Source organism: Pantoea sp. SS70 (genome assembly GCF_029866845.1).
Classification (GTDB): domain Bacteria; phylum Pseudomonadota; class Gammaproteobacteria; order Enterobacterales; family Enterobacteriaceae; genus Pantoea; species Pantoea leporis.
Window position 1 is genome coordinate 2371628 of the sequence record NZ_CP117199.1, and the last position, 24103, is coordinate 2395730.

The 24103-nt window shown below is 60.5% G+C and carries 19 protein-coding genes; 12 read left to right on the forward strand and 7 right to left on the reverse strand.

Annotated features, from left to right (window positions below):
• Positions 1-35: 35 nt before the first annotated feature.
• The 4 genes from PO881_RS11035 to aroQ are packed head-to-tail and all read left to right on the forward strand — an operon-like array spanning position 36 to position 3960.
• Positions 36-1415 carry an aromatic acid/H+ symport family MFS transporter gene (locus tag PO881_RS11035; RefSeq protein ID WP_110866319.1) on the forward strand — a complete coding sequence of 460 codons (1380 nt, stop codon included), beginning with the start codon at positions 36-38 and terminating at the stop codon, positions 1413-1415.
• A gap of 18 nt (positions 1416-1433) precedes the next feature.
• Positions 1434-2693, forward strand: a complete 1260-nt coding sequence (locus tag PO881_RS11040) for a gallate dioxygenase (protein ID WP_192411680.1) — start codon at positions 1434-1436, stop codon at positions 2691-2693.
• On the forward strand, positions 2693-3532 hold the full coding sequence (locus PO881_RS11045; RefSeq protein ID WP_280171768.1) for an amidohydrolase family protein: 840 nt from the start codon (positions 2693-2695) through the stop codon (positions 3530-3532). Before PO881_RS11040 ends, PO881_RS11045 begins: the two co-directional genes overlap by 1 nt.
• Positions 3529-3960 (forward strand): type II 3-dehydroquinate dehydratase, encoded by a 432-nt coding sequence (gene aroQ / locus PO881_RS11050; protein WP_280171769.1) that lies wholly within the window; start codon positions 3529-3531, stop codon positions 3958-3960. The genes PO881_RS11045 and aroQ overlap by 4 nt, the downstream gene beginning before the upstream one ends.
• Here aroQ and PO881_RS11055 read toward each other — a convergent pair whose 3' ends face one another.
• Entirely contained in the window at positions 3961-5187 is a 1227-nt protein-coding gene (locus PO881_RS11055; RefSeq protein ID WP_280171770.1) for a LysR family transcriptional regulator, read from the reverse strand.
• A 129-nt stretch (positions 5188-5316) separates the two neighbouring features.
• On the opposite strand from PO881_RS11055, the gene galB reads away from it, so the two are divergent.
• From galB to PO881_RS11095, 8 genes are all read left to right on the forward strand, one after another.
• Positions 5317-6057 (forward strand): 4-oxalmesaconate hydratase, encoded by a 741-nt coding sequence (gene galB / locus PO881_RS11060; RefSeq protein WP_280171771.1) that lies wholly within the window; start codon positions 5317-5319, stop codon positions 6055-6057.
• Positions 6054-6767: a 4-carboxy-4-hydroxy-2-oxoadipate aldolase/oxaloacetate decarboxylase gene (locus PO881_RS11065; protein WP_280171772.1), complete on the forward strand. Its 714-nt coding sequence runs from the start codon at positions 6054-6056 to the stop codon at positions 6765-6767. Before galB ends, PO881_RS11065 begins: the two co-directional genes overlap by 4 nt.
• Before the next feature lie 3 nt (positions 6768-6770).
• On the forward strand, positions 6771-7859 hold the full coding sequence (locus PO881_RS11070; protein ID WP_280171773.1) for a 4-oxalomesaconate tautomerase: 1089 nt from the start codon (positions 6771-6773) through the stop codon (positions 7857-7859).
• A 3-nt stretch (positions 7860-7862) separates the two neighbouring features.
• Complete coding sequence (locus PO881_RS11075) at positions 7863-8747, forward strand: DUF1932 domain-containing protein (protein ID WP_280171774.1); 885 nt, start codon at positions 7863-7865, stop codon at positions 8745-8747.
• Positions 8748-8863: 116 nt separating this feature from the next.
• Positions 8864-9319 carry a heme-binding protein gene (locus PO881_RS11080; protein WP_101764138.1) on the forward strand — a complete coding sequence of 152 codons (456 nt, stop codon included), beginning with the start codon at positions 8864-8866 and terminating at the stop codon, positions 9317-9319.
• Positions 9320-9334: 15 nt separating this feature from the next.
• On the forward strand, positions 9335-9862 hold the full coding sequence (locus PO881_RS11085) for a sugar dehydrogenase complex small subunit (protein ID WP_271459654.1): 528 nt from the start codon (positions 9335-9337) through the stop codon (positions 9860-9862).
• A complete protein-coding gene (locus tag PO881_RS11090) occupies positions 9855-11456 on the forward strand; it encodes a GMC family oxidoreductase (protein WP_280171775.1) in 1602 nt (533 codons plus the stop codon). Before PO881_RS11085 ends, PO881_RS11090 begins: the two co-directional genes overlap by 8 nt.
• Positions 11457-11466: 10 nt before the next feature.
• Positions 11467-12780 (forward strand): cytochrome c, encoded by a 1314-nt coding sequence (locus PO881_RS11095; protein WP_280171776.1) that lies wholly within the window; start codon positions 11467-11469, stop codon positions 12778-12780.
• A 45-nt stretch (positions 12781-12825) separates the two neighbouring features.
• On the opposite strand, the gene PO881_RS11100 is transcribed toward PO881_RS11095, so the two are convergent.
• The 6 genes from PO881_RS11100 to nirB form a co-directional block, all read right to left on the reverse strand.
• Positions 12826-13233: a flagellar protein FlhE gene (locus PO881_RS11100; RefSeq protein ID WP_271459652.1), complete on the reverse strand. Its 408-nt coding sequence runs from the start codon at positions 13231-13233 to the stop codon at positions 12826-12828.
• On the reverse strand, positions 13233-15320 hold the full coding sequence (gene flhA / locus PO881_RS11105) for a flagellar biosynthesis protein FlhA (RefSeq protein ID WP_101764133.1): 2088 nt from the start codon (positions 15318-15320) through the stop codon (positions 13233-13235). The genes PO881_RS11100 and flhA overlap by 1 nt, the downstream gene beginning before the upstream one ends.
• On the reverse strand, positions 15313-16464 hold the full coding sequence (gene flhB / locus PO881_RS11110) for a flagellar biosynthesis protein FlhB (protein ID WP_101764132.1): 1152 nt from the start codon (positions 16462-16464) through the stop codon (positions 15313-15315). Before flhB ends, flhA begins: the two co-directional genes overlap by 8 nt.
• Before the next feature lie 87 nt (positions 16465-16551).
• A complete protein-coding gene (cobA, locus tag PO881_RS11115; protein WP_137385963.1) occupies positions 16552-17415 on the reverse strand; it encodes a uroporphyrinogen-III C-methyltransferase in 864 nt (287 codons plus the stop codon).
• A gap of 11 nt (positions 17416-17426) precedes the next feature.
• Positions 17427-20030, reverse strand: a complete 2604-nt coding sequence (locus tag PO881_RS11120; RefSeq protein ID WP_277973701.1) for a nitrate reductase — start codon at positions 20028-20030, stop codon at positions 17427-17429.
• On the reverse strand, positions 20027-24094 hold the full coding sequence (nirB, locus tag PO881_RS11125) for a nitrite reductase large subunit NirB (RefSeq protein WP_280171777.1): 4068 nt from the start codon (positions 24092-24094) through the stop codon (positions 20027-20029). Before nirB ends, PO881_RS11120 begins: the two co-directional genes overlap by 4 nt.
• Positions 24095-24103 lie beyond the last annotated feature (9 nt).

Sequence of the window (24103 nt, forward strand, 5' to 3'; positions counted from 1 at the left end):
ATAACGTTATTAATAAAAAAATCAGAGCGTATCCTATGAGCAATCACGACATTATCGATGTAAAAGGCTGGATCGACGCCCGCCCGATCACCGGATACCAGTGGCTGACCCTCAGCCTGTGCTTCATCATCATCATGTTTGATGGCTACGACGCGGCAGCGATGGGTTTCATTGCGCCCGCGCTGATTGAAGACTGGGGCATCAGCCATGCGGAAATGGGGCCGATTCTCGGTGCCGCGATGTTTGGCGTGGCGATTGGCGCGCTGATTGCCGGTCCATGGTCCGACAAATTTGGCCGCAAACGCGTGCTGCTGCTGTCGATTGCCGTCTTCGCCTGCTTCAGCCTGATGAGCGCCTTCGCGCGCACGCCGCTGGAAATGGGTGTGTTACGTTTTCTCACCGGTCTCGGTCTCGGTGCGGTGATGCCCAACTGCGTCACGCTGGTGTCGGAATATATGCCGGAACGCCGTCGCAGCCTGATGATCACCGTGATGTACAGCGGATTTAATATCGGTTCCGGGTTGGGCGGATTCATTGCCGCCGGCATGCTGCCACACTTTGGCTGGCAAGCGGTGTTGGGTTTAGGGGGCTTGCTGCCGCTGCTGATGTTGCCGCTGCTGCTGTGGCTGCTGCCGGAATCGGCGATGTATATGGTGGTGCGCAAAGTCAGTCGCGACAAGATTGCCGCCGTGCTCAAACGTCTGGGCGGCGAATTCTCCGCTGGCACCGCCTTTGTACTCAATGCGCCAATCATCCCGAAAAAAGCGCAGGTGCTGCAGCTGTTCAGCCGCGGCTATGCAGGCGGCACGGTGGTGTTATGGCTCACCTACTTCATGGGGCTGTTTGTCATCTACCTGCTTAACGGCTGGCTGCCAACCATCCTGCGTTCTGGCGGCGTAACGCTGGAGCGTGCGGCGATTGTGGCGGGCTTATTCCAGCTGGGCGGCACCTTTGGCGGCCTGATGGTGGGTGGGCTGATGGACCGTTTCAAAGCGAAATATGTTATCGCCCTGTTCTATCTGCTGGGCAGCTTCTGCCTGGTGTCGCAGGGCATCTGGAGCTTTGGCCCGAATGTGCTGGCGCTGCTGGTGTTCTTCGCTGGCGTCTGCATCAACGGTGCGCAAACCGGATTGCAGGCCTTCTCCCCGGCCTTTTATCCCACCGAAATGCGCGCCACCGGCGTGTGCTGGATGCACGGCATTGGTCGCAGCGGCGCCATTATCAGCTCGTCGCTGGGCGGCGTGCTGCTCGGCGTGTTTCCTGGGCAAACAGCCATTTTTATCGTTTTGTCGCTCCCGGCAGTTTTGGCGGCACTTTCCATCACCCGACATCACCCTGCACAGGTGGCCCGTCAGGTTAAAGGCATCGACCTTAACGACCTGCCGTCCCTGTCGCGTACCCTCAATAATCGATGAAGTAGAGGTCAAAAAATTATGGCTAAAATCATAGGCGGTTTAGCGGTTTCCCATACTCCCACCATTGGCTTTGCGGTCGATCACAACAAGCAGCAGGAAGGCGCGTGGGCCCCGATTTTCGATGGCTTTGCGCCGATGCAGCGCTGGCTGGAGGAGAAAAAACCGGATGTGCTGCTGTATGTGTTTAACGATCACGTCACCTCCTTCTTTTTTGATCACTACTCGGCGTTTGTGCTGGGCATTGATGACGAATATGCCGTTGCGGATGAAGGCGGCGGCCCGCGCGATCTGCCGCCGGTAAAAGGCCATGCGGCGCTGTCACAACATATTGGTGCCAGCCTGATGGCGGATGAGTTCGATATGTCATTCTTCCAGGACAAAGCGCTGGATCACGGCCTGTTTTCGCCGCTGTCGGCGCTGGCACCGTGGCAAGGCGGCTGGCCGATGCAGGTGGTTCCGCTGGCGGTCGGCGTGTTGCAGTTCCCGATCCCGACGGCGCGTCGCTGCTATAAACTCGGTCAGGCACTGAAGCGCGCGGTAGAGAGTTTCCCGGAAGATCTGAACGTTGCGGTGGTCGCGACCGGCGGCGTTTCACATCAGGTACACGGCGAGCGCTGCGGCTTCAACAATCCCGAATGGGATGCGCAGTTTATCGATCTGTTGATCAACGATCCTGAGCGCCTGACCGAAATAACGCTGGCTGAATACGCCACGCTCGGCGGCCTGGAAGGTGCGGAAGTGATTATGTGGCTGATCATGCGCGGTGCGCTGTCGGCCAACGTCGAGAAACTGCATCAGGATTACTATCTGCCTTCGATGACCGGGATCGCCACGCTGATCCTTGAAAATCAGTCACGCGAAGCGCCGGTCGATGTGCACCAGCGTCAGCGCGATAAGATCAACCTGCAGCTCAGCGGCGTGGAAAAACTGCCCGGCACCTATCCGTTCACCCAGGCGCGCAGCCTGAAAGCGCTGCGCATCAACCGCTTCCTGCACCGCATGATTCAGCCAGAATGGCGTAAGCGATTCCGCGAAGCTCCGCAGGCGCTGTATCAGGAAGCCGGACTGAGCGCTGAAGAGCAAACGCTGATTACCCAGCTCGACTGGCGCGGCATGATCCATTACGGCGTCAGCTTCTTCCTGCTGGAAAAACTGGGTGCGGTGGTGGGTGTCTCTAACCTGCATATCTACTCAGCGATGCGGGGTGAAACGCTGGAACAGTTCCAGCAGACGCGCAATCAGCAGGTGCTCTATTCGGTGGCGGGGAAAGCAGACTGATGTTTACGCAACCGGTCATCGACTGCCATCACCACGTTTTTGATCCAGTACACTTTCCCTGGGCGCCCGAGAGCGCCTATAACCCGGACGGACACGAGCTGGCGACGCCGGATTACTATCGTGCCGTGATGCAAGCGTACAACATCCGCCACTCGCTGATTGTCGGCCCGACGTCGGGATATAACACCGATAACCGCTGCCTGCTGGATACCATCAAGCGCGGTGAGGGCCGTTTCAAGGGCATTGCCGTCACGCCGCGTGACGTGGAGAGCGACACGCTCGCCAGCCTGAAAGATCAAGGCATCGTCGGCATTGCGCTTAACGTGGCGATGCTGGGCACCGAGCCGTTTCTCCAGCTTGATGCCCTGATGGGCAGGCTGGCGGAGTTGGATCTCTTTGCCCAGATTCAGGTGCAAAACGATCAGCTACTGGCACTAATGCCGCTGCTGTCACGCACCCGCACGCGTTTGCTGATCGATCACTCCGGTCGGCCAGACGTCAGCGCGGGCGTAGCACAACCGGCCTTTCAGGCGCTGCTGTCGATGGCCGGCCAGCAGCGCACCAGCGTCAAGCTCTCCGGGCTGGCGAAATTCTCCCGGCAGCCCTATCCCTTCAGCGATGGACATCCCTATTTGCTGGCATTGCTGGACGCTTTCGGCGCGGAAAACTGCATGTGGGGTTCGGACTGGCCCTTCCTGCGCGCCAGTGAGCGCATGGATATGGGCACGCAGCTACTGCTGATCGAACAGCTGATCCCCGATGAAAAGAGCCGCCGTCAGGTGCTTTGGCACACGCCACAGCGGCTGTTTGGTTTTACTGAATTACAGGAGTCACGATGAAAACCATCTATGTACTGAACGGCCCGAACCTCAATCTGCTGGGCACCCGCGAGCCAGAAACCTACGGTTCCGACACGCTGCAAAGCGTGGAAGCGCTGTGCCGCGCAACGGCGGAAGAGCTGGGCGTGGCGATTGAGTTTCGCCAGACCAACTACGAAGGGGAAATGATTGAGTGGATTCAGCAGGCGCGTCTCGAAGCGCAGGCGCTGGTGATCAACCCGGCGGCGTGGACGCACACCTCGGTGGCGATCCGCGATGCGGTCACCGGCGTGGGGTTGCCGCTGTGGGAAGTGCACATCACCAACGTGCACAAGCGTGAGCCGTTCCGTCATCACTCCTATCTCTCCGACGTCGCACAAGGCGTGATCTGCGGCTACGGCATTCGCGGTTACCGCTATGCGTTGATGGAAGCGGCGCGCGTCGGCTGATTACTCATCCTGCCCGCACACTTCTCGCAGGCAGCGGATCAGCGCATCCGCTGCCGGTGAGTGCAGACAGCCCGCCCGCACCGTCAGCCCGATAGCGCGATCGGTATCCGGCAAAGGCACCGGCAACGCCACCAGCGCGCCGGACGCCAGTTCCACTTCCAGCTGGTGCGCGGAGACCGCCGCCAGCATATCCGACTGCATCAGCAAGCCGCGCACCAACGCCAGATCGCCGGTTTCCACCACCGGATCGGGTGCCGGAATGCCCATCGCCTGAAAACTGTTATTCAATAGATAACGCGCTGGCGTGGCCGAACGCGGCAGCACCCAACGCGCCGCGCGCAGATCATCGGTAGAGAGCTCACGTCCTACCAGCGGATGATCGTGACGCGCCAGCAGCACCATGCGTTCGGAGAACAGCGTCTCGCGCGTGACGTCCAGCGCATCTTCATCGCGGCGCAGCGCGCCAAAAATAAAATCGATATCGCCCGAGCGCATCTCCGAGGCCAGCACGCCAAAGGCGCTTTCACTGGTGACCACGCGCACGCCCGGATAGCGCGCCGTCAGCATCACGATCGCCTGCGGCAGGATACGCGTGCGTCCCAGCGGCAATGCGCCCACGCGCACCGTTCCCTCAAGTATTCCGCTGCGGGCAGCAATATCGGCCGGAATGTGCCGCAATTCATTCAGCGCACGCCGCACGTTGGCTTCGATTTCACGTCCGGCCAGCGAAGGCATCATGCCGTGCGGCGTGCGCTCCAGCAGCGCGATGCCCGCGCCGTTTTCCAGCACGCGCAGCGCGGCGCTCACCGCCGGCTGGCTCAGTCCGAGACGTGCCGCTACCGTCTGCATATGCCGCGTCTGGCACAGCGTGATAAAAATTTGCAGCCGACGCACGTTAAACAGCCACAGCGGTTCCGCATCGCTACGCTGCGCACCGCGTCCCTGCAATTTAGCCAGCCGCTGCGGTACCTGATGCAGTTCCTCAATCGCCCGCAGCGCACGCGGCAGCACACATTTACCGAAGTCAGTCAGCATCATGCCGCCGGCGTGACGTTCAAATAGCGTGACGCCTAAGGTGAGTTCCAGTTCGCGAATAGCGCGGGTAATGGCCGACTGGGTGCGAAATAATTCATCCGCTGCCCGTGAGACACTGCCTTGTGCTACCACCTGACTAAATGCCCTGATTTGCATCAGATTTGTCAGCTCCTGCGTGCCCTTTTCCGCCATCTTTCCCTGCCTGTTTTCACCACCGTTCGATGTCGCAATATAAATAAAACGCATACCCGCTGCAATGAAATGAATTATCGCCGCCAGGTGGGCAGTGACAGCATGGAAAAAACAGCGGAGGAGTATGCCATGACTAACAACACCCCAAAAAAAACCGCGCTGGTGGTCAGCGCTCACTCAGCAGATTTCGTCTGGCGCGCCGGCGGTGCCATCGCGCTGCACCATGCGCAGGGCTATGACGTTCACGTTGTCTGCCTCTCATTTGGTGAGCGCGGCGAATCGGCCAAGCTGTGGCGCAAGGGGGAGATGAGCGAGGCGAAAGTCAAAGCCGCCCGCCGCAGCGAGGCGCAGGCCGCCGCCGAGATCCTCGGTGCCAGCATCGAATTTTTTGATCTCGGTGATTATCCGCTGCGTGCCGATAAAGAAACCCTGTTCCGCCTCGCGGACGTTTATCGCCGGGTGCAGCCGCACTTTGTTCTGACCCATTCCTTGCAGGATCCCTACAACTACGATCACCCGCTGGCCACGCATCTGGCGCAGGAGGCGCGCATTATCGCCCAGGCCGAAGGCTACCGTCCGGGCGAAAAAATCGTCGGTGCGCCGCCGGTGTACTGCTTCGAACCGCACCAGCCTGAACAGTGCAACTGGAAGCCGGATGTGCTGCTGGATATCACCTCGGTGTGGGACAAAAAATATCAGGCGATTCAGTGCATGGCCGGGCAGGAACATCTGTGGGAATACTACACGCGCGTAGCGCAGCAGCGCGGTGTGCAGGCCAAGCGTAACGTCGGCATTACCACCAGCCGCGAGATCATTTATGGCGAAGGTTATCAGAGCATCTTCCCGCGCGTAACGGAGAATCTGGCATGAGCATCACCGCGAAAAAAGGCGTCGCGGTGCGCCACATCCCGCGCGCGGTAGCTGCGGATATCGACGCACTGGCGCGCTTTGGCGTCGCCACCGTGCATGAAGCGCAGGGGCGTAAAGGTTTGCTCGATCCCGCCCTTCGCCCGATTCAGCAGGATTGTGCCATCGCGGGCAGCGCGGTCACCGTGCTGGTCGCACCCGGCGATAACTGGATGTTTCACGTCGCGGTGGAGCTCTGCCAGCCGGGCGATGTGCTGGTGGTCGCGCCAACCTCGCCGTGCAGCGACGGCTTCTTCGGCGATCTGCTGGCGACCTCGCTGCAGGCGCGCGGCGTGCGCGGGCTGGTGGCGGATGTCGGTGTGCGCGATAGCCGCACGTTACGCGAAATGGGCTTTGCCGTCTGGTCGCGTGCAGTGTATGCACAGGGCACGGTGAAAGAGACGCTCGGTTCGGTAAATGTGCCGTTGGTGTGTGCCGGGCAGCTGATCTGGCCAGGTGACGTTATCGTCGCCGATGATGACGGCGTGGTGGTGGTGGCACGCGATGAAGCTGCCAGCGTGGCAGCCAACGCGCGTCAGCGTGAAGAGCTGGAAGAGAGCAAACGCCTGCGTTTAGCGGCCGGTGAGCTGGGCCTCGATATCTATCAGATGCGTCCGCGCCTGGCGGAAAAAGGACTGCGCTATCTCGACACGCTCGATCAACTGGAGGAGTAAACCATGCGCCAGCGTCGCATTCCCTGCTTATTGATGCGCGGCGGCACCTCCAAAGCCGCCTGCTTTCTGGCACAGGATCTGCCAGCCGAACCGGCGGCCCGCGATCGGGTGCTGCTGGCGGTGATGGGTTCGCCCGATATCCGTCAAATTGACGGCCTCGGCGGGGCCGATCCGCTCACCAGCAAAGTGGCGATCGTCAGCGCTTCACACCGTGACGATGCCGATGTCGATTACCTGTTTGCCCAGGTCAACGTCGATCAAGCCCGCGTCGATTACGGGCAAAACTGCGGCAATATCCTCGCCGCCGTCGGCCCTTTCGCCGTCGAACGCGGGCTGGTCAAGGCAGGCAGCGAACGCACCCGTGTGCGCATTTTCATGCAGAACACCGGGCAGATTGCCGAGGCGGTGTTCGCCACGCCCGACGGTGAAGTCGACTATGACGGCGACTTACGCATTGATGGCGTACCGGGCAGCGCAGGCGAAATCGCCCTCACCTTCAAAGATATTGCCGGATCGAGCTGTGGCGCGCTGTTGCCAACCGGTCAGCCGCGCGATCGTTTTGATGGCATCGACGTCACCTGCATCGACAACGGCATGCCGGTGATCCTGGTGCGTGCAGCGGATGTCAATCGCAGCGGCTATGAAAGCCGCGACGCGTTAGATAACGACAGCGAGCTCAAGCAGCGGCTGGAGTCGATCCGCCTGCAGGCCGGGCCGCGGATGAATTTAGGGGATGTCAGCCAGCGAACAGTGCCCAAAGTCACGTTGCTGGCCGAAGCGCGTCACGGTGGCGCCATCAGCTCACGCACCTTTATTCCGCACCGCTGCCACGCCTCGATTGGCGTGCTTGGCGCGGTGAGTGTCGCCAGCGCCTGCCTGATCCCCGGCAGCGTCGCCGACGGACTGGCACGCACCAGCCAGCAACCTCAACAGCGCCTGAGCGTGGAACATCCCAGCGGTGAATTTAGCGTGCTGCTACAGCGCGAAGGCGATAACCCGCTGGCGGGCTGCGGTCTGTTGCGCACCGCGCGTGCCATTTTCGTCGGTGAAGTCATGATTCCGGCGGCGGTCTGGCCCTTCAGCAAGGAGTAATTGATGAACATCACCTTTATCGGTTTTGGCGAAGCGGGCGGCATTCTCGCCCATGATTTACAGGCGCAGGGCAATGCGGTGACGGTATGGGATCGCAAAGCCCTGGCGGCGGAAACCCTGTCCGCGCTGCAGCAAAAAGCGCAGCAGAGCGGCGTGCGGCTGGCCGCTTCGCTGGCGGATGCATTACAGGACGCCGCGCTGGTGTTCTCCACCGTTACCGCGTCGCAGGCCCTCAACGTGGCGCAGCAGGCGGCAGCGCTGTTACAGGCCGGGCAGCACTTTCTCGATCTCAACTCGGTGGCACCGCACACCAAACGCGCCGCGGCTGAAGTGATTCACGCTGCGGGTGCCAGCTATATCGACGTGGCGGTGATGGCGCCGGTGCCGCCCAAGCGGCTGGTGACGCCGCTGCTGATTGGCGGCGCTCAGTCTGCACAGGTGCAGCCGCTGCTGCAACAGCTGGGCCTCAACAGCCGCCTGCTGGGTAGCGAAGTGGGTGAAGCTTCAGCGATTAAGATGTGCCGCAGCGTGATGATCAAAGGCCTCGAGGCGCTGACCACCGAATGTTTGAGCGCGGCGCGCCAGTATGGCGTAGAGCAAGCGGTGCTCGACTCGCTGCACGCCAGTTTCCCGTCGCTGGGCTGGGACGATCAGCTGCCGCACTACCTGATTAGCCGCGTGGCGGAGCACGGCCAGCGACGCGCCGAAGAGATGCAGGAAGTGGTGAAAACGCTGCAGGACGTCAAGGTACCGGCCGCCATGAGCGCAGCGATTGTTGCCACGCAGCAAGGGCTGATTGATGCGTTAAACGCCCGCTCCCTGCGCTATCAACAACTCACGCCGTTCGTCTGGCAACAGACGCTGGATAAGATCTATCCACCTCAATGAGTTATACGCATAGAGGTATGCGTTTTGTTTATCGGCAATTGTTTACATTTTTGCTACAGCGTAGCGTAAGCGAGACGAGAAGCAGGTTTTAAAACAATAACTATCGGAAGCAAAACATGAAGATTAGAGCATCTGTCGCCCTTTCCCTGCTGCTGGCAGCGGGTATTGGCCAGGCCAGCGCCGCCGCGCTGGACGCCAGCCACACCAACCAGGTAATGACCAGTGTCAAAAACAGCATCAGCGCGCAGCACAGCACCGGCTGTGTAGCGGTGGTTGATGCCAGCGGTACGCTGCTGGCCTTCCAGCGCCTTGACGGCGCATCGCCGGGCTGCGTCGATGCCGCCATTGGTAAAGCGCGCACCTCGGCGCTGTATCACGCCCCTTCCCTGAAATTTATGCAGCGTCTGCAGAGCGGCGAAACCACGGTTCTCGCCATCCCGCACGCGGTGGCGCTCGGCGGCGGTTTCCCGCTCACGCTGCAGAATGAAGTGGTCGGCGCGGTTGGCGTCAGCACGCCCAAACAGGATCTGGATAATCAGGCTTCAGAGGCTGCCGCTCAGGCGCTGAAATAACTTTCGGGAATTTCCATGATGACTCTTTCACGCCGCCGGTTGCTGACCGGCACGGCGGGCCTGTTGGTGGCTGGCGTCCTGACGCAGGCGCTCCCCGGCAGCCTGGCTTTCGCCTCGCCACCGCTGGCCGCCGCAGTGGCTCCGTCCGCCAGTTTTACTGCGATTTCCGTCCGATTAACCGGACTGGACCAGCCGGATGCCTTGCTGGCGCAGCGCCTCTACAGCTGGCTGCACGCGCATTTCCCGCAGCTGGACAGCCTGCTTGATACGCTCAGCGCGCTACTGCAGCAGCAACCTGCCGCCAACGGCAGCAGCCTGCTGACGCTGCTGAGTACCCAACCCAAAGCCCTCGACGATCTTTATCAGGCGCTGGTTTCCGGCTGGTATCTCGGCGTTGTCGGCCCGCTGCCGCGCCCGCAATGTATCGCTTTTGAGAATATCGTCAGCTATCAGCTGGTGCGTGATTCCCTGTTACCACCGAGCTACGCGCCGGGGCAACCTAACTTCTGGACGCAGCCGCCTGCAAGGAGAGCACATGTCTGATTCATTAAGCGCCGATGTGGTGGTGATTGGCGCCGGCATTGCCGGTTCACTGGCGGCGCTGAAGATGGCCAAAGCAGGCGCTTCGGTATTGATGCTGGAGTCCGGCCCGGAGATTAAGCGCGATCAGGCGGTGGAGTATTTCCGCAACTCGCCGTTTAAGGGCGACTTCACCGAACCGTATCCGCCGCAGCCGTGGGCACCGCAGCCTAAATTCATTCCCAGCGATAACAATTACCTGATTCAAAAAGGCCCGGATCCCTATCGCGCCCAATATCTGCGCGGCACCGGCGGCACCACATGGCACTGGGCTGGACAAGCGTTCCGCCTGTTGCCGAACGATATGCGCATTCAGTCGCTGTACGGCATTGGCCGCGACTGGCCGATCAGCTATGACGAGCTGGAACCCTATTACTGCGACGCCGAATACCAGATGGGCGTGTCCGGTGACAGCGATCTGGCTTCGCCGCGTTCGCGCCCTTATCCGTTGCCGGGCATTCCGCTGCCGTATGGCTTCGATCGTCTGAAGCAGCGACTCGGTCCGCTGGGTTATGAGGTGGGCATTGGTCCGCAGGCGCGTAACAGTATCGCCTATGACGGTCGCCCGGCCTGCTGCGGCAACAACAACTGCATGCCGGTTTGCCCGATCGATGCGCAGTACCACGGCGGCATCGCCGCGCGTAAGGCGCTGGATGCCGGTGTCAAAATCGTCACCAATGCGGTGGTGTTCCGCATTGAGGCTGACGACAAAGGCACCATTCAGGCGGTGCAATATCTCGATCAGAACAAAGCGCGCCATCGCGTCACTGGCAAACAGTTTGTCCTGACCGCCAACGGCATCGAAAGCCCGAAAATCCTGCTGCTCTCCACCAGCGATCGCTACCCGAACGGCATCGCCAACAGTTCCGGCATGGTGGGCCGCAACCTGATGGACCATCCCGGATCGTCGGTAGAGTTCTACGCCGATGAGCCGGTGTGGTTTGGCCGTGGGCCGATGCGTCCCGGCAGCATCAACAATCTGCGCGACGGCGATTTCCGTGGTGAGCGCTCGGCGCTGCGTATCGACCTCGCCAACACCTCGCCGGTGCGTTATCTCACCGAACGTCTGGTGCGTCAGGGCTATTACGGCAAGGCGCTCAACGACAAGCTGGCCTTCCAGGCCGAGCGTTTTGTTCAGCTCAAGTGTCTGCTGGAGATGCTGCCGGAGCCGCAGAACCGCGTCACGCTGAGCAAAACCGAGAAGGATGCCTGGGGCATTCCCCGCCTCGAGGTTTACTACCGCTTCCCGGACTACGTGCATCGCGGCTATGACCAGTCGATGATCGACTTCCAGCGCATGGTGAAAGAGATGGGCGGCACCGAGGCGGTCTACAGCAAACGCGGCGTCTACGACAATAACCAGCACATCACCGGTACCATGATCATGGGCAGCAATCCACAGGATTCGGTGGTGGATGGTCACTGCCGCACCCACGATCACCCGAACCTGTTTATCGCCGGTACCGGTATTATGCCGTCGGCCTCGACGGTCAACTCAACGCTGACCGGAACCGCGCTGGCGCTGCGTATGGCCGATAGCGTTCTGGCAAGCTTGTAAGGAGCACCCGATGAAACCTGTATTGATTCAGGCCGCTATCGCGGTGGTTCTGATGCAGTGCGCCGTGGCGCAGGCGGCAGACAATGCCGCTCAAATTAAGCGCGGCGAATATCTGGCGCGCGCCGGTGACTGTACCGCCTGTCATACCGCCACCAACGGCCCGCTGTTTGGCGGCGGCTTTGCGGTCAGTACACCTTTCGGCCAGATCTGGGGCAGCAATATCTCCTCCGATAAGCAGTACGGTATCGGCAGCTGGAGTGACGATCAGTTCGTTGCTGCGGTGCGCGACGGCATTGGCAAAAGTGGCGAGCAGCTCTATCCGGCGATGCCGTATGACTCCTTTACCAAAATGAAGCGCGACGATGTGTTGGCAATCAAAGCCTATCTCATGTCGATGCCGCCGGTGCATCAGGCTTCACCGCAAACCGACCTGCCGTTCCCATTCAACCAACGCTGGGGCATGCGCTTCTGGAAGTGGTTTAACTTCGATAAAGGCGAATTGCAGAACGATACGCAGCAGAGCGCGCAGTGGAATAACGGCCGCTATCTGGTTGAAGCGCTGGCGCACTGCGGCACCTGCCATACGCCGCGTAATCTGACCATGGGCATGGACAACGATAAAGCATTGGCCGGCGGCGATCTCGGCGGCTGGATGGCGTACAACATCACACCCGATAAGCAGGCAGGCATCGGTGACTGGAGCCAGCAGCAGCTGGTGACCTACCTGAAAACCGGGTTTGTCGCCAACAAAGCCAGCGCCTCCGGGCCGATGGCCGAAGCGATTGAGCACAGCCTGCAATATCTGCCCGAGAGTGATCTGCAGGACATCGCCACCTATCTGCGCAGCGTTAAGCCGCAGCCGGACGCGCAGCAAACCCGCGCGCGCGACAGCTGGGGACAACCTTCCACCGCGCTGATTGCACTGCGCGGCGCCGATGAGGCGACCCGCTATGCTCAGCCCGGCGCGGTGGTATTTGCCGGTAACTGTGCCAGCTGTCACGGCGCGGAAGGTGCGGGATCGGGTAGCGGTTTCCATGCCTATCCGTCGCTGTTCCACCACACCAGCACCGGCGCGGCAGATGCGCTGAACGTGGTATCGGTGGTCCTCAACGGTGTGCATCGCCATATGCGCGAGGGAGAAGTCTTTATGCCGCCTTTTGCGCCTGAGCTGAGTGACCAGCAGGTGGCTGACGTCAGTAACTTTGTTACCCAGCAGTTTGGTAATCCGGCGGCGGCCAAAGTGGATGCGAAGCAGGTAAAAGGGTTAAGAGAGGATGCAAAACTGGCTTCACCGCCAATTTACGGTCAGGGAGATAAGCCTTAATCCATGCACTCGGCGGCGCAGGGCGCGTCGCCGAGGTAACACGCGTTACTGATAATTCACCGTCACTTCACTGCTCACCACGCGTAAGCCGGGCGGCAATGCGCCCTTCCCCTGAAAGCCAAATGCAAGATGCAGCGTCTCTTCCGCCGCCACGTTGGCTAAGCCGCGCGTACTGCCGCTGGCGCCTTCAATCTCGACACAACGATCGCCCGCACATAAGCGCACCACCAAACCCGAGGGCGCAGGACGGCTGAGCTGATAACGCCAGTACACCAGCGAAATATTGCCCGGCGCGCTGGAAGGCGCACGCAGCGCAGGCGTCATCAGCCAGTTACCGCGCACGCCAAGGCTTGGGCCGCTGGCGTTGGCTGTCCAGGCACCGCTGGACGCATCAACAGCCAGCGGCAGCGCCATCAACGGCATCATCATTACTGCCCAGCACCAGCGACGCATTACTTGCCTCCAATGGTGGCGGTCATGCGGATTTGACGGTTATCGGTCAGCTCCATATTCGACAGCACAATCAGCTGCGGCAGATTGCGCCGCAGGAAGCGTGCCAGCAACGCACGCAGCGGATGATTGACCAGCAGCACCGGCGGCGCGCCTGCCATCTCTTGCTGCTGCAGTGCGCCTTGCGCCTGCACCAGTAAGCGATCTGCCAGACCTGGCTCGAGTCCACCGCCACCTTGCAGCGCCTGCAACAGCAGGCGTTCCAGCGTGGCATCCAGGCCGATCACCTGCACTTCGCCGTTGCCCGGGAACCACTGTTGGGTAATCGCCCGTCCCAGCGCCACACGCACAACGCTGGTGAGCTCTTGCGGATCGTTCTGCACCGGCGCATGTTCCGCCAATGTTTCAATAATGGTGCGCATATCGCGAATCGAGACGCGCTCGGTCAGCAGGTTTTGCAGCACTTTGTGCAGCGTCGTCAGCGTGATGACGCCCGGCACCAGATCTTCGGTCAGCTTCGGCATCTCTTGCGTGACGCGATCCAACAGCTGCTGCGCTTCCTGACGGCCAAACAGCTCGCTGGCGTATTGGCCAATCAGGTGATTGAGGTGCGTCGCCACCACGGTGCTGGCTTCCACCACGGTAAAGCCCTGAATCTGCGCCTGCTCTTTCAGGGCGCTGTCGATCCAGATCGCCGCCAGTCCAAAGGCCGGATCGACGGTTGGCTCGCCCGGCAGCGAACCAGCGGCGGTGCCGGGGTTGATCGCCATCCAGCGGCCCGGGTAAGCATCGCCACTGCCAATTTCTACGCCTTTCATCAGGATGCGGTAACGCGCGGGTGGCAGCTCCATGTTGTCACGGATATGCACCACCGGCGGCAGAAAGCCCACCTCTTGTGCCACCTTCTTACGAATACTGCGGATACGCCCTAAAAGTTCGCCGTTTTGCAGGTGATCGACCATCGGAATCAGGCGATAACCCACTTCCATACCGAGCGAATCTTCCAGCTGCACATCGGTCCACGACGCTTCCACCGTGGCCGGCGTTTCCTGGGTTTTCACCAGACTGGAAGCTTCTGCCGGTTTCTTCGGCTGCATTTCGCGACCGCGTAACCACCAGGCAAGTCCTAATAGCGCAGCGGTAAACAGCAGGAACACCAGGTTTGGCATGCCCGGCACCAGGCCGAGCAAACCAATCACGCCGCCGCTCAGCATCAGCACGCGCGGGTTCTTGAATAGCTGCGTTACCATCTGCTCGCCGACGTCCTGATCGGTGCCCACGCGCGTTACGATGACACCTGCGGCGGTGGAGATCACCAGCGCCGGAATCTGTGCTACCAGGCCGTCACCGATGGTCAACAGCGTGTAGGTTTCACCGGCATGACCGAGATCCATGCCGTGCTGCACCACGCCGACCAACAGGCCGCCGATGATGTTGATCACCATGATCAGGATGCCGGCGATGGCGTCACCACGAACGAACTTACTCGCACCGTCCATTGAGCCGTAGAAATCGGCTTCCTGCGTCACTTCGGTACGGCGTTGCTTGGCTTCCTGTTCGCCAATCAAGCCGGCGTTGAGGTCAGCATCAATCGCCATCTGCTTACCGGGCATCCCATCCAGCACAAAACGCGCGCCGACTTCGGCAATACGTCCCGCACCCTTGGTGATCACCATGAAGTTGATGATAACGAGGATGATGAACACCACGATACCGATGGCGAAGTTACCGCCAACGAGGAAGTGACCGAAGGCTTCCACCACGCGTCCGGCCGCATCGGCGCCGGTGTGGCCCTCCAGCAGAATGATACGGGTTGACGCAACGTTCAGCGCCAGACGCAGCAGCGTCGAGAACAGCAGAATGGTCGGGAAGGCGGCGAACTCTAGCGTGCGCTGGGTGAACATCGCCACCAGCAGCACCATGATCGACAGCGCAATGTTAAAGGTGAACAGCAGGTCAAGAATGAATGCGGGTAACGGCAGCACCATCATCGACAAGATCAACATGATCAGTACCGGGCCCGCCAGCACCTGCCATTGCGTGTCTTTAAAGTTGCCCGGTAAACGCAGCTTCTCGGCTAAATTAGCCATCGTTAGTGTTCTCTCCTGCAAAGTCCATGTCTGCCGGAACCGGCAGGTTTTTTGGTTTGTTTGGAATCAGGCCGCCTTCGCGCTTCCAGCGTCGCAGCTGCCAAACCCAGGCCAGCACTTCCGCTACCGCGCCATACAGCGCGCCGGGGATGAACTGACCAATTTCGGTGTGTCGATACAACGCACGCGCCAGCGGCGGTGCTTCAAGAATCGGGATGCGGTGCTCTTTGGCGAGCTCACGAATCTTCAGGGCGATATCGCCGGCGCCTTTGGCCACCACTTTGGGCGCGCTCATCTTGCCTTCCTGATACTTCAGCGCCACCGAGTAGTGCGTCGGGTTAGTGACGATAACGTCGGCTTTCGGTACATCGGCCATCATGCGACGGCGTGCCGCCGCGCGCATCGCCTGGCGAATACGCCCTTTAACGTGCGGGTCGCCTTCGTTTTGTTTGTGTTCGTCGCGAATTTCCTGGCGCGTCATCTTCAGCTTTTTGAAGTAGCTGTAGAGCTGCCAGAACACATCAAAACCCACCATCGGGAACAGGCCCAGCATGATCAGCCCACAGCAGGCGGCGATCATCGACAAACCATGATGTAGCGCGTTGATCGGCGATTCGCTCATCAAACGCAGCATCTCTTCCCAATGGCTCCAGATGTACCAGCCAGCCACCAGCCCAACCAGCACCGCTTTCATGATCGATTTCACCAGCTCTGCAGCGGTTTGGCCGGAGAACATGCGGCCAATACCGGTAAGCGGGTTGAGCTTTTTGAGATCGAACTTAATGGATTTGCCGCTGAAGTTAAGGCCGCCCAGCGCCATCGGCCCGGCAATCGCCACCACTACTAAGCCGCCCATCAGCGGCAGCAGCGCGATCACCGCCTGCTTAATCAGGCTGCCGATATGACCAATGATCACTTTGTCATCGTTTACCATGCCGTGATCAAAACGAAATCCGGTGGCGACCATGCTGGCCAGACGCTCCGCCATGCTGTTGCCGCCGACCCACAGGATCAGCAATCCAATCAACAGCATCATCACTGAAGTCAGCTCGCGCGAACGCGGAATCTGCCCCTCCTCACGCGCTTTTTCAAGTCGGTGGGGCGTGGGCGATTCTGTTTTGTCCTCGTTACTCTCTTCAGCCACGACTTACCTCAGCTGGCAGGAATTCTGAGCATAGAATGCCAAAACCCTGACAGGCTAAAGCGCGGATTAAAGGGGGGAAATGTGAGCTTATTTAGCCATAAGTGAAATTGCGGGCTGATTGGTCGCCATAAATGGCGCCGCTACATTGCTCGAATGTGCATTAATCCTGACCGGTTGGCGATAAAAGTGCACCACGTCACCCACCAACAATAACGCCGGCGATTGGGCTTGTTGCACCTCAACAGTGTGTGCCAGCTCAGCCAGCGTAGTGATCATCACCCGCTGATCGGCACGCGTGCCATTCTCAATGATTGCCACCGGCGTCTGCGCGTTGCGGCCCTGCGCCTGCAGCTGTGCGCTGATGCTGGCGCTCCACTTCAGCCCCATATAAAACACCAGCGTCTGGTTATTGGCGGCGAGGCTGGCATCATCCAGCTGCGGTTCACCGCTTTTGCCGTGACCGGTAATTAACCGCAGCGACTGTGCGCAATCACGGTGCGTTAGCGGAATGCCGCTGGCTGCCGCGCATCCGGCGGCGGCGGTAATACCCGGCACGATCTGGCAGGCTATTCCCGCCTGTTGCAGATAGAGCATCTCTTCACCGCCGCGCCCGAAAATAAAGGGATCGCCGCCTTTGAGCCGCACCACTTGCCGCCCGCTGCGGGCTAAATCCACCAGCAGCTGATTAGTTTGCGCCTGCTTTAACCCGTGGCTGCCGGGCTTCTTGCCGACATCAATCGCCAGCGTCTCCGGCGGCACTTCCGCCATGATCGCCTCGCTCACCAACCGGTCATACACCACAACGTCGGCGCTGTTGATCAGCCTCCATGCTTTTAAGGTGAGCAGTTCTACGTCTCCCGGCCCAGCCCCAACCAGCCAGACGCCACCTTGCGCGTGTTCGCCGTCACGCGGATTAAACAGCTTGTCGAGGGATTCACTGGCTTGCGTCATGATGTTTTCCGTTACTGCGCCACGCGCAGAGATGAGAGCAGTTGTTTAAGCTCCGGGATACAGGAGCCACAGTTGGTGCCGCATTTCAACACCGCGCCGAGCGCTGCCGGGGAATCACAGCCCTCAGCGATGGCCCGGCGAATCGCCACTTCACCGACGCCAAAGCAGCTGCAAAGGGTACGTCCGTGGCTGCCGCCCTGCGCCGGTCGCCCGCCCAACAGCGCATGTCGCTGCTGCGGCAAATCGGGCGGCTGGCTGAAGGCCCGCGCGATAAATGGGTGATCGATGTCTGGTAGCCAGGGCGCGGCATAAAAGGCGCATGCCAACTTGCCCTCGCGCCAGCCAAGCCAGTGCAATTGCTGTCCCGCCTGCGCCTGCTGCCATTGCAATGCGGACATGCCCGGCAGTTGCATCAGCCATTCGCCAGCATGAGCGCTGCCCGCCAGCACATAGCGCTGCACGCCGGGCTGTGGGGCTCGCGACCAGTAGAGTAGTGCAGGCGGCGTGATGATGTCCGGCAGCCACAGCCAGCCTTGCCACGCTGGACGCAGTAGTTGCAAGCGCACCGCCGTTTGTTTTAACGCTGGCTGAGCGGAATCGGGACAACAGCTGGCCGCAACTAATCCATCGACGTTGGCCTGCCCGCTGAACTGTCTTGTCCAGTGCATCGGCACAAAGATTTGCCCACGCTGCAGGCCGCTGTCGAGGGTGACGCGTCCGCTGCACCAGCCCAGCGCCGACTGCACGCGCGTCACATCGCCGTGGCTCAAGCCGTACGCCGCCGCATCCAGCGGATTTAGCGCGACAAAGGGTTCATCGTAATGCTGCATCAGTCGCGGCACGTTGCCGGTGCGCGTCATGGTGTGCCACTGATCTCGGATGCGGCCGGTATTCATCAGCAGCGGATAATCAGTGGTCATGAGGGTTTTAACCGGTATCGCGGGCGGCAGCAGACGCGCTTTTCCATCGGCATGGTAAAAGCGGCGATCGGCAAACAGCCGCGCGGTGCCGTTGGGTGACGCGGCAGTGATCGGCCACTGCACCGGGGCTAACTGGTCATATTGCTCACGCGTGATGGTTGCCAGCGCGCTGATATCAAAGGCGCGCGTGCCGCGATTCTCAAAACCAGACAGCGCGGCATGCTCGGCGAAAATCTCGCCTGGATGCTGCCAGGCAAAGGCCGCGCCAAAACCGAGTCGCTGCGCCACCTGCGCCAGCAGCCACCAATCCGCTTTGGCCTCACCGGCTGGCGCAATAAAACTGCGCTGGCGTGAGATACGCCGCTCCGAATTGGTCACGGTGCCGTTTTTCTCGCCCCATGCCTGCGCCGGCAGTAGCACATCAGCAAATTGTGCCGTGTCGCTGTGGGCGCTGACTTCCGACACCACCACCAGCTCGCATTTCGCCAGCGCGTGTGCCACGCGGTTACCTTCCGGCATCGAAACGGCAGGATTGGTACCCATGATCCACACTGCCTTGACGTCGCCGCGTTCGATGGCATTGAACAGATAAACTGCCGTCAGTCCCGGCTGCTGCGCAACACGATCGCTCCGCCAAAAGCGCGCAACACGATCAACCTCTGCTGCGCTAAAGCCCATGTGCGCCGCCAGCTGATTGGCTAAGCCGCCCACTTCACGGCCGCCCATGGCGTTGGGCTGTCCGGTCAGCGAAAACGGTCCGCAGCCCGCACGGCCGATTTTGCCGCTGAGCAGATGCGCATTGAGGATGGCGTTGTTGTTATCGCTGCCGGTTTGTGACTGATTGATGCCCATGCACCACAGCGTCAGCACGCGCGGCTGCGCTGCGAACAGCTGCCAAAATGCCACAATGTCATGCTCACTCATCTGGCAGGCAGCGGCGACCGTCGCCACATCCCACGCCTCACAGGCGGCTAAGGTCGCTTCCACATTGGCCAGATGCGGCAACATACTGGCATCGATACCCTCATGGTGCGCCAGCCAGTTCAGCAGCCCGGCAAACAGCGCGCTATCAGATCCCGGTTGCAGCGCCAGATGAACATCAGCAAGGTCACAGCTGGCAGTACGACGCGGATCGATCACCACCAGCTGCATCTCAGGGCGTTCGGCTTTGGCCTGCACCAGCCGCTGCCACGCCACTGGATGCGCCCATGCCGCGTTGGAGCCGACTAACACCACAACATCGGCTTGTTCAAGATCGTCATAGCAGCACGGCACCGCATCGGCACCGAAAGCGCGTTTGTAACCCACCACCGCCGAAGCCATACACAGCCGTGAATTGGTATCGATGTTGGCAGAGCCAATAAAGCCCTTCATCAGCTTATTGGCGGTGTAATAATCCTCCGTTAGCAGTTGACCGGAGCCGTAAAAGGCCACCGCCTGCGGGCCATGTTGATCGATGATGCGCCGGAAACCCGCCGCCACATGGTCCAGTGCGGCATCGATACTGACGCGCTGACCATCAATCTGCGGCCAGAGCAAACGACCGTCATGCATCAGGGTCTCGCCCAGCGCTGAACCTTTGACGCACAGCCGACCGAAATTAGCCGGATGCTGGCGGTCGCCGCTCACCGGCGCATCGAGGGCTTTCACCTCCACGCCACAGCCCACGCCGCAGTACGGACAGGTGGTTTTCATGAGGCCGCCGCCAGCGCAATAATCGGCTGATGCCCGAGCCACACTTTGCCGCCCTCCACGCGCACCGGCCAGCAGCGCAGCTGATGCTCGGCGTTATCGAGACTTTGTCCGTCGCGCAGCCGCACGCGCTGCTTGTAGAGCGGTGATATCACCACCGGCTCGCCCGCTACGTCGCCGAGAATGCCACGCGACAGCACGCTGGCTTGCGTGCCGGGCTCAATATCTTCCAGCGCATAAATCGCCTCGCCCAAGCGGAACAAGGCCACACGCTGACCGCCTAACCGCGCACCCATGCCCGCAGACGGCGGGATAGCGTCGACAAGGCAAATGGCACTCCAGGGTTCTGCCGGCAACGTGGTAACGGGAATGCTGTCCGCCGTCGCGGGCTGACGCTGACCGCGCACCTGCACATAGTTGAGCGTCTCGTCAGGCTGCTCGCTGTTGACGGTGGCGGTAAACAAGGCGCGACGCGAAGGATCCTGCAGCGTGCTGTGCCATTCGCACTGATAGCGCTCCACCACGCGCTGCATCTCCTGCTCCAGTTGCACGGCTATACCGAGTGAATCTTCGATCACCACCTGACGCAGGTAGTCGAGTCCGCCTTCCATGTTATCCATCCACACGCTGGTGCGCTGCAGACGATCGGCGGTGCGCACATAGAACATCAAGATGCGGTCAACGTAGCGCAGCAGCGTTTCATCATCGAGATCGCTGGCGAACAAATCGGCATGACGCGGTTTCATCCCGCCGTTGCCGCAGACATACAGGTTCCAGCCTTTTTCCGTGGCGATTACGCCAATGTCCTTGCTCTGCGCTTCAGCGCATTCACGCGTGCAGCCGGAAACCGCCATTTTAATTTTGTGCGGGGCGCGCAGCCCTTTGTAGCGATTCTCTAATGCGATGGCGAAGGCGGTAGAATCCTGCACGCCGTAACGGCACCAGGTTGACCCCACGCAGGATTTTACCGTGCGCAGCGATTTGCCATAAGCGTGACCGGTTTCAAAACCCGCCGCGATTAAGTGTTCCCAGATATCCGGTAACTGATCGAGCCGCGCACCGAACAGATCGATGCGCTGACCGCCGGTGATTTTGGTGTAGAGATCGTAACGAGCGGCTACTTCACCAATCGCAATTAGCCCTTGCGGCGTAATTTCACCGGCTGGCACACGCGGTACCACCGAATAGGTGCCATCTTTCTGGATGTTGGCGAAGTAGCGATCGTTGGTATCCTGCAGCGGCAGATGTTCGGGCTTCAGTAAGTAGTCATTCCAGCATGATGCCAGCAATGATCCCACCAGCGGCTTGCACACTTCACAGCCCTGTCCGCGTCCGTTGAGCTGCAATAGCTGCTCAAAGGTGGTGATGTTGCCGACGCGGATCAGGTGATACAGCTCTTGACGCGAGTAGGCAAAGTGTTCACAGATATCCTTCTTCACTTCCACGCCCTGACTGGCGAGCTGGAACTCCATCACCTGTTTGACTAATGCGCTACACCCACCGCAGCCGGTTGCCGCTTTGGTGCAGCTTTTGATCGCCGCCATGTCACCGCAGCCGCCCTGCACTGCCCCGCAAATGTCCGCCTTGCTGACGTTATGGCACGAGCAGATTTGCGCGCTGTCTGGCAACGCCGCGACACCCAGCGCTTTAGCCGGCGCACCCGCTAACTGGGGCAAAATCAGGCTTTCCGGCTCTTCTGGTAACGGTAACTGATTCAGCATCATCTGCAGCAGGCTGGCGTAATCTGCGCTGTCGCCCACCAGCACGCCGCCAAGCAGCGTTTTGCGATCTTTGCACACCACTAGTTTTTTGTAGATGCCCTTTGGATTATCGATCCACTGATAACTTTGGCTGTCAGCGGTGCGCCCGTGCGCATCGCCAAATGACGCCACTTCCACGCCGAGCAGTTTCAGTTTCGTGCTCATGTCGGCACCGCTGAACGCCAGTTCTTCCTGCGCCAGCTGCGCCGCCAGTACGCGCGCCATTTGATATCCCGGCGCAACCAAACCGAAAATTTGCCCTTGCCACAGCGCGCATTCACCAATCGCATAGACATCTGCGGCGCTGGTGGCGCAAGCGTCGTTGATCAGAATGCCGCCGCGTTCACCCAGTTGCAGACCGGCGGCGCGCGCCAGTGCATCACGCGGACGAATACCCGCTGAAAATACCAGCAGGTCCGTTGCCAGCAGGCTGCCATCGGCAAAACGCAGCTGCAGGCTGCCATCCGGCAGACTCTCAATCGCTTCAGTTTGCTTGCTGGTATGAACTTGAACGCCCAGCGCGCTGATTTTGCCGCGCAGCATCTGCGCGCCGCCGTCATCCAATTGCACCGCCATCAGACGCGGCGCGAACTCCACCACATGGGTTTCCAGACCGAGCTGTTTCAATGCGTTGGCGGCTTCCAGTCCGAGCAGCCCGCCTCCAATCACCACCCCGCGCGTCGCATTACGGGCACAGTCAGCAATCGCATCCAGATCGGCCAGTGTGCGGTATACAAAACAACGCGCGTGATCGTGGCCGGGAACCGGCGGTACAAACGGCACCGAGCCGGTCGCCAGCACCAGTTTATCCCAGGTCAATTCCGCGCCGCTGGCATCACGCAGGCTGCGTTTTGCACTGTCAATCGCCACCACTTCACAACCGCTGCGCAGTTCGACGCCGTGTTGCTGAAAGAAGTTATCGCTGACCAGTGACAAATCGTCCGCGCTTTTACCGTTGAAGTATTCGGTAAGATGCACGCGATCGTAGGCCATCTGCGGCTCATCGCCGTATACCACGATGTGATAGTGCTGATGCAGTTCACGACTCACCAGCTGTTCGAGAAAATGGTGGCTGACCATGCCATGTCCAACCACGGCGAGAAGAGGTTTGCTCATCATCTGGCTTCCTGCAGCGCTTGGCTGCGTTGTGTTGTCGTCAAGACCGAACAGTGCGTTAATGCCCACCTGCGCGGCCTGTTGAAGTTGTGGTAGCAGCGTGCCTGCCGCCTGGCTGTCGCCAAACAGCAGCACGCCGCGCAGTGCGCCATTGCGCAAAAACAGTCGGCGATAGTGCTGGTGCAGCGGGTCAAAGCTGCTGATGGCGTCGCCTTCGCTGATATCGCCCGCACTGAACATCTCAATGCCGCTGACTTTCAGCCGCGTACCGTTTTCCTGATAGTGAAAGTCGGCCACGGGTTCACCCGCCAGTTGTGCTGCCAGCACAGCGGCCTGCGTCAGACAAGGCGCAATCAAGCCAAAGGTTTCGCCGCTGATTTCGCAGCACTCACCCAGCGCATACACATGCGGAAGCGCGGTTTGCAGTTGACGGTTAACCAGAATGCCGCGCTGGCAAGGCACGCCCGCCGCCTGCGCCAGCGCGATCTCCGGCAGCACGCCGATGGCGATCACCACCTGTTCCGCTGCGATAACCGCCCCATCGCCGAGCGTGACGCTTTCGGCGTCAATGGCCTGCAAAGTGACGCCGAGCCGACAGCGAATACCGCGCTGTGCCAGATGCTGCTGCAACAGCGCACCCGCTTTGGCATCCAGCTGGCGATCAAGCAGCCACGGACGATGATGCAGCAGCGTGACGTCACGTCCACGCTGACGCAGCGCCGCTGCGGCTTCCACGCCAATCAATCCGCCGCCCAGCACCACCACCGGACCTTGCTGCGCGAGCATGGCCTCCACGTCTCGCACCGTGCGGAAACCCTGCACCTGTGGGCGATGGATGCCGGGCAGATCCGGCATGCGCGGCCTCGAACCGCAGGCGAACACCAGCTTGTCCCAGTGCAGGGTGCGCTGGTCGGTTAGTACTGTGCGCGTAGGGATATCCACCTGCAGCGCCTCTTCCCCCATCAGCAACTGCACCTGATGCGCCGCATACCATTCGGGTTCGTGGAGCACCGTGTCAGCAAAGGCTTTTTCGCCCGCCAGCACCGGCGACAGCAGCACCCGGTTGTAATTGCCGTGCGGCTCACGGCCAATCACCGTGATGGCGTAGCGACCCGGTGCACGTTGCAGCAAGATTTCCACCATGCGCATCGCCGCCATGCCGTTCCCGATCACTACCAGTCGCTGCAACATGGTTGTCCC

Excerpts from the sequence above, each read along its gene's own strand:
- PO881_RS11120 (WP_277973701.1), bottom strand. The coding sequence starts at position 20,030 with ATGAAAACCACCTGTCCGTACTGCGGCGTGGGCTGTGGCGTGGAGGTG.
- PO881_RS11075 (WP_280171774.1), top strand. The coding sequence starts at position 7,863 with ATGAACATCACCTTTATCGGTTTTGGCGAAGCGGGCGGCATTCTCGCC.
- PO881_RS11045 (WP_280171768.1), top strand. The coding sequence starts at position 2,693 with ATGTTTACGCAACCGGTCATCGACTGCCATCACCACGTTTTTGATCCA.
- PO881_RS11095 (WP_280171776.1), top strand. The coding sequence starts at position 11,467 with ATGAAACCTGTATTGATTCAGGCCGCTATCGCGGTGGTTCTGATGCAG.
- PO881_RS11055 (WP_280171770.1), bottom strand. The coding sequence starts at position 5,187 with ATGGCGGAAAAGGGCACGCAGGAGCTGACAAATCTGATGCAAATCAGG.
- PO881_RS11040 (WP_192411680.1), top strand. The coding sequence starts at position 1,434 with ATGGCTAAAATCATAGGCGGTTTAGCGGTTTCCCATACTCCCACCATT.
- cobA (WP_137385963.1), bottom strand. The coding sequence starts at position 17,415 with ATGACGCAAGCCAGTGAATCCCTCGACAAGCTGTTTAATCCGCGTGAC.
- PO881_RS11035 (WP_110866319.1), top strand. The coding sequence starts at position 36 with ATGAGCAATCACGACATTATCGATGTAAAAGGCTGGATCGACGCCCGC.
- PO881_RS11070 (WP_280171773.1), top strand. The coding sequence starts at position 6,771 with ATGCGCCAGCGTCGCATTCCCTGCTTATTGATGCGCGGCGGCACCTCC.
- nirB (WP_280171777.1), bottom strand. The coding sequence starts at position 24,094 with ATGTTGCAGCGACTGGTAGTGATCGGGAACGGCATGGCGGCGATGCGC.
- PO881_RS11100 (WP_271459652.1), bottom strand. The coding sequence starts at position 13,233 with ATGCGTCGCTGGTGCTGGGCAGTAATGATGATGCCGTTGATGGCGCTG.
- flhA (WP_101764133.1), bottom strand. The coding sequence starts at position 15,320 with ATGGCTAATTTAGCCGAGAAGCTGCGTTTACCGGGCAACTTTAAAGAC.
- PO881_RS11090 (WP_280171775.1), top strand. The coding sequence starts at position 9,855 with ATGTCTGATTCATTAAGCGCCGATGTGGTGGTGATTGGCGCCGGCATT.
- PO881_RS11080 (WP_101764138.1), top strand. The coding sequence starts at position 8,864 with ATGAAGATTAGAGCATCTGTCGCCCTTTCCCTGCTGCTGGCAGCGGGT.
- PO881_RS11085 (WP_271459654.1), top strand. The coding sequence starts at position 9,335 with ATGATGACTCTTTCACGCCGCCGGTTGCTGACCGGCACGGCGGGCCTG.
- aroQ (WP_280171769.1), top strand. The coding sequence starts at position 3,529 with ATGAAAACCATCTATGTACTGAACGGCCCGAACCTCAATCTGCTGGGC.
- PO881_RS11065 (WP_280171772.1), top strand. The coding sequence starts at position 6,054 with ATGAGCATCACCGCGAAAAAAGGCGTCGCGGTGCGCCACATCCCGCGC.
- galB (WP_280171771.1), top strand. The coding sequence starts at position 5,317 with ATGACTAACAACACCCCAAAAAAAACCGCGCTGGTGGTCAGCGCTCAC.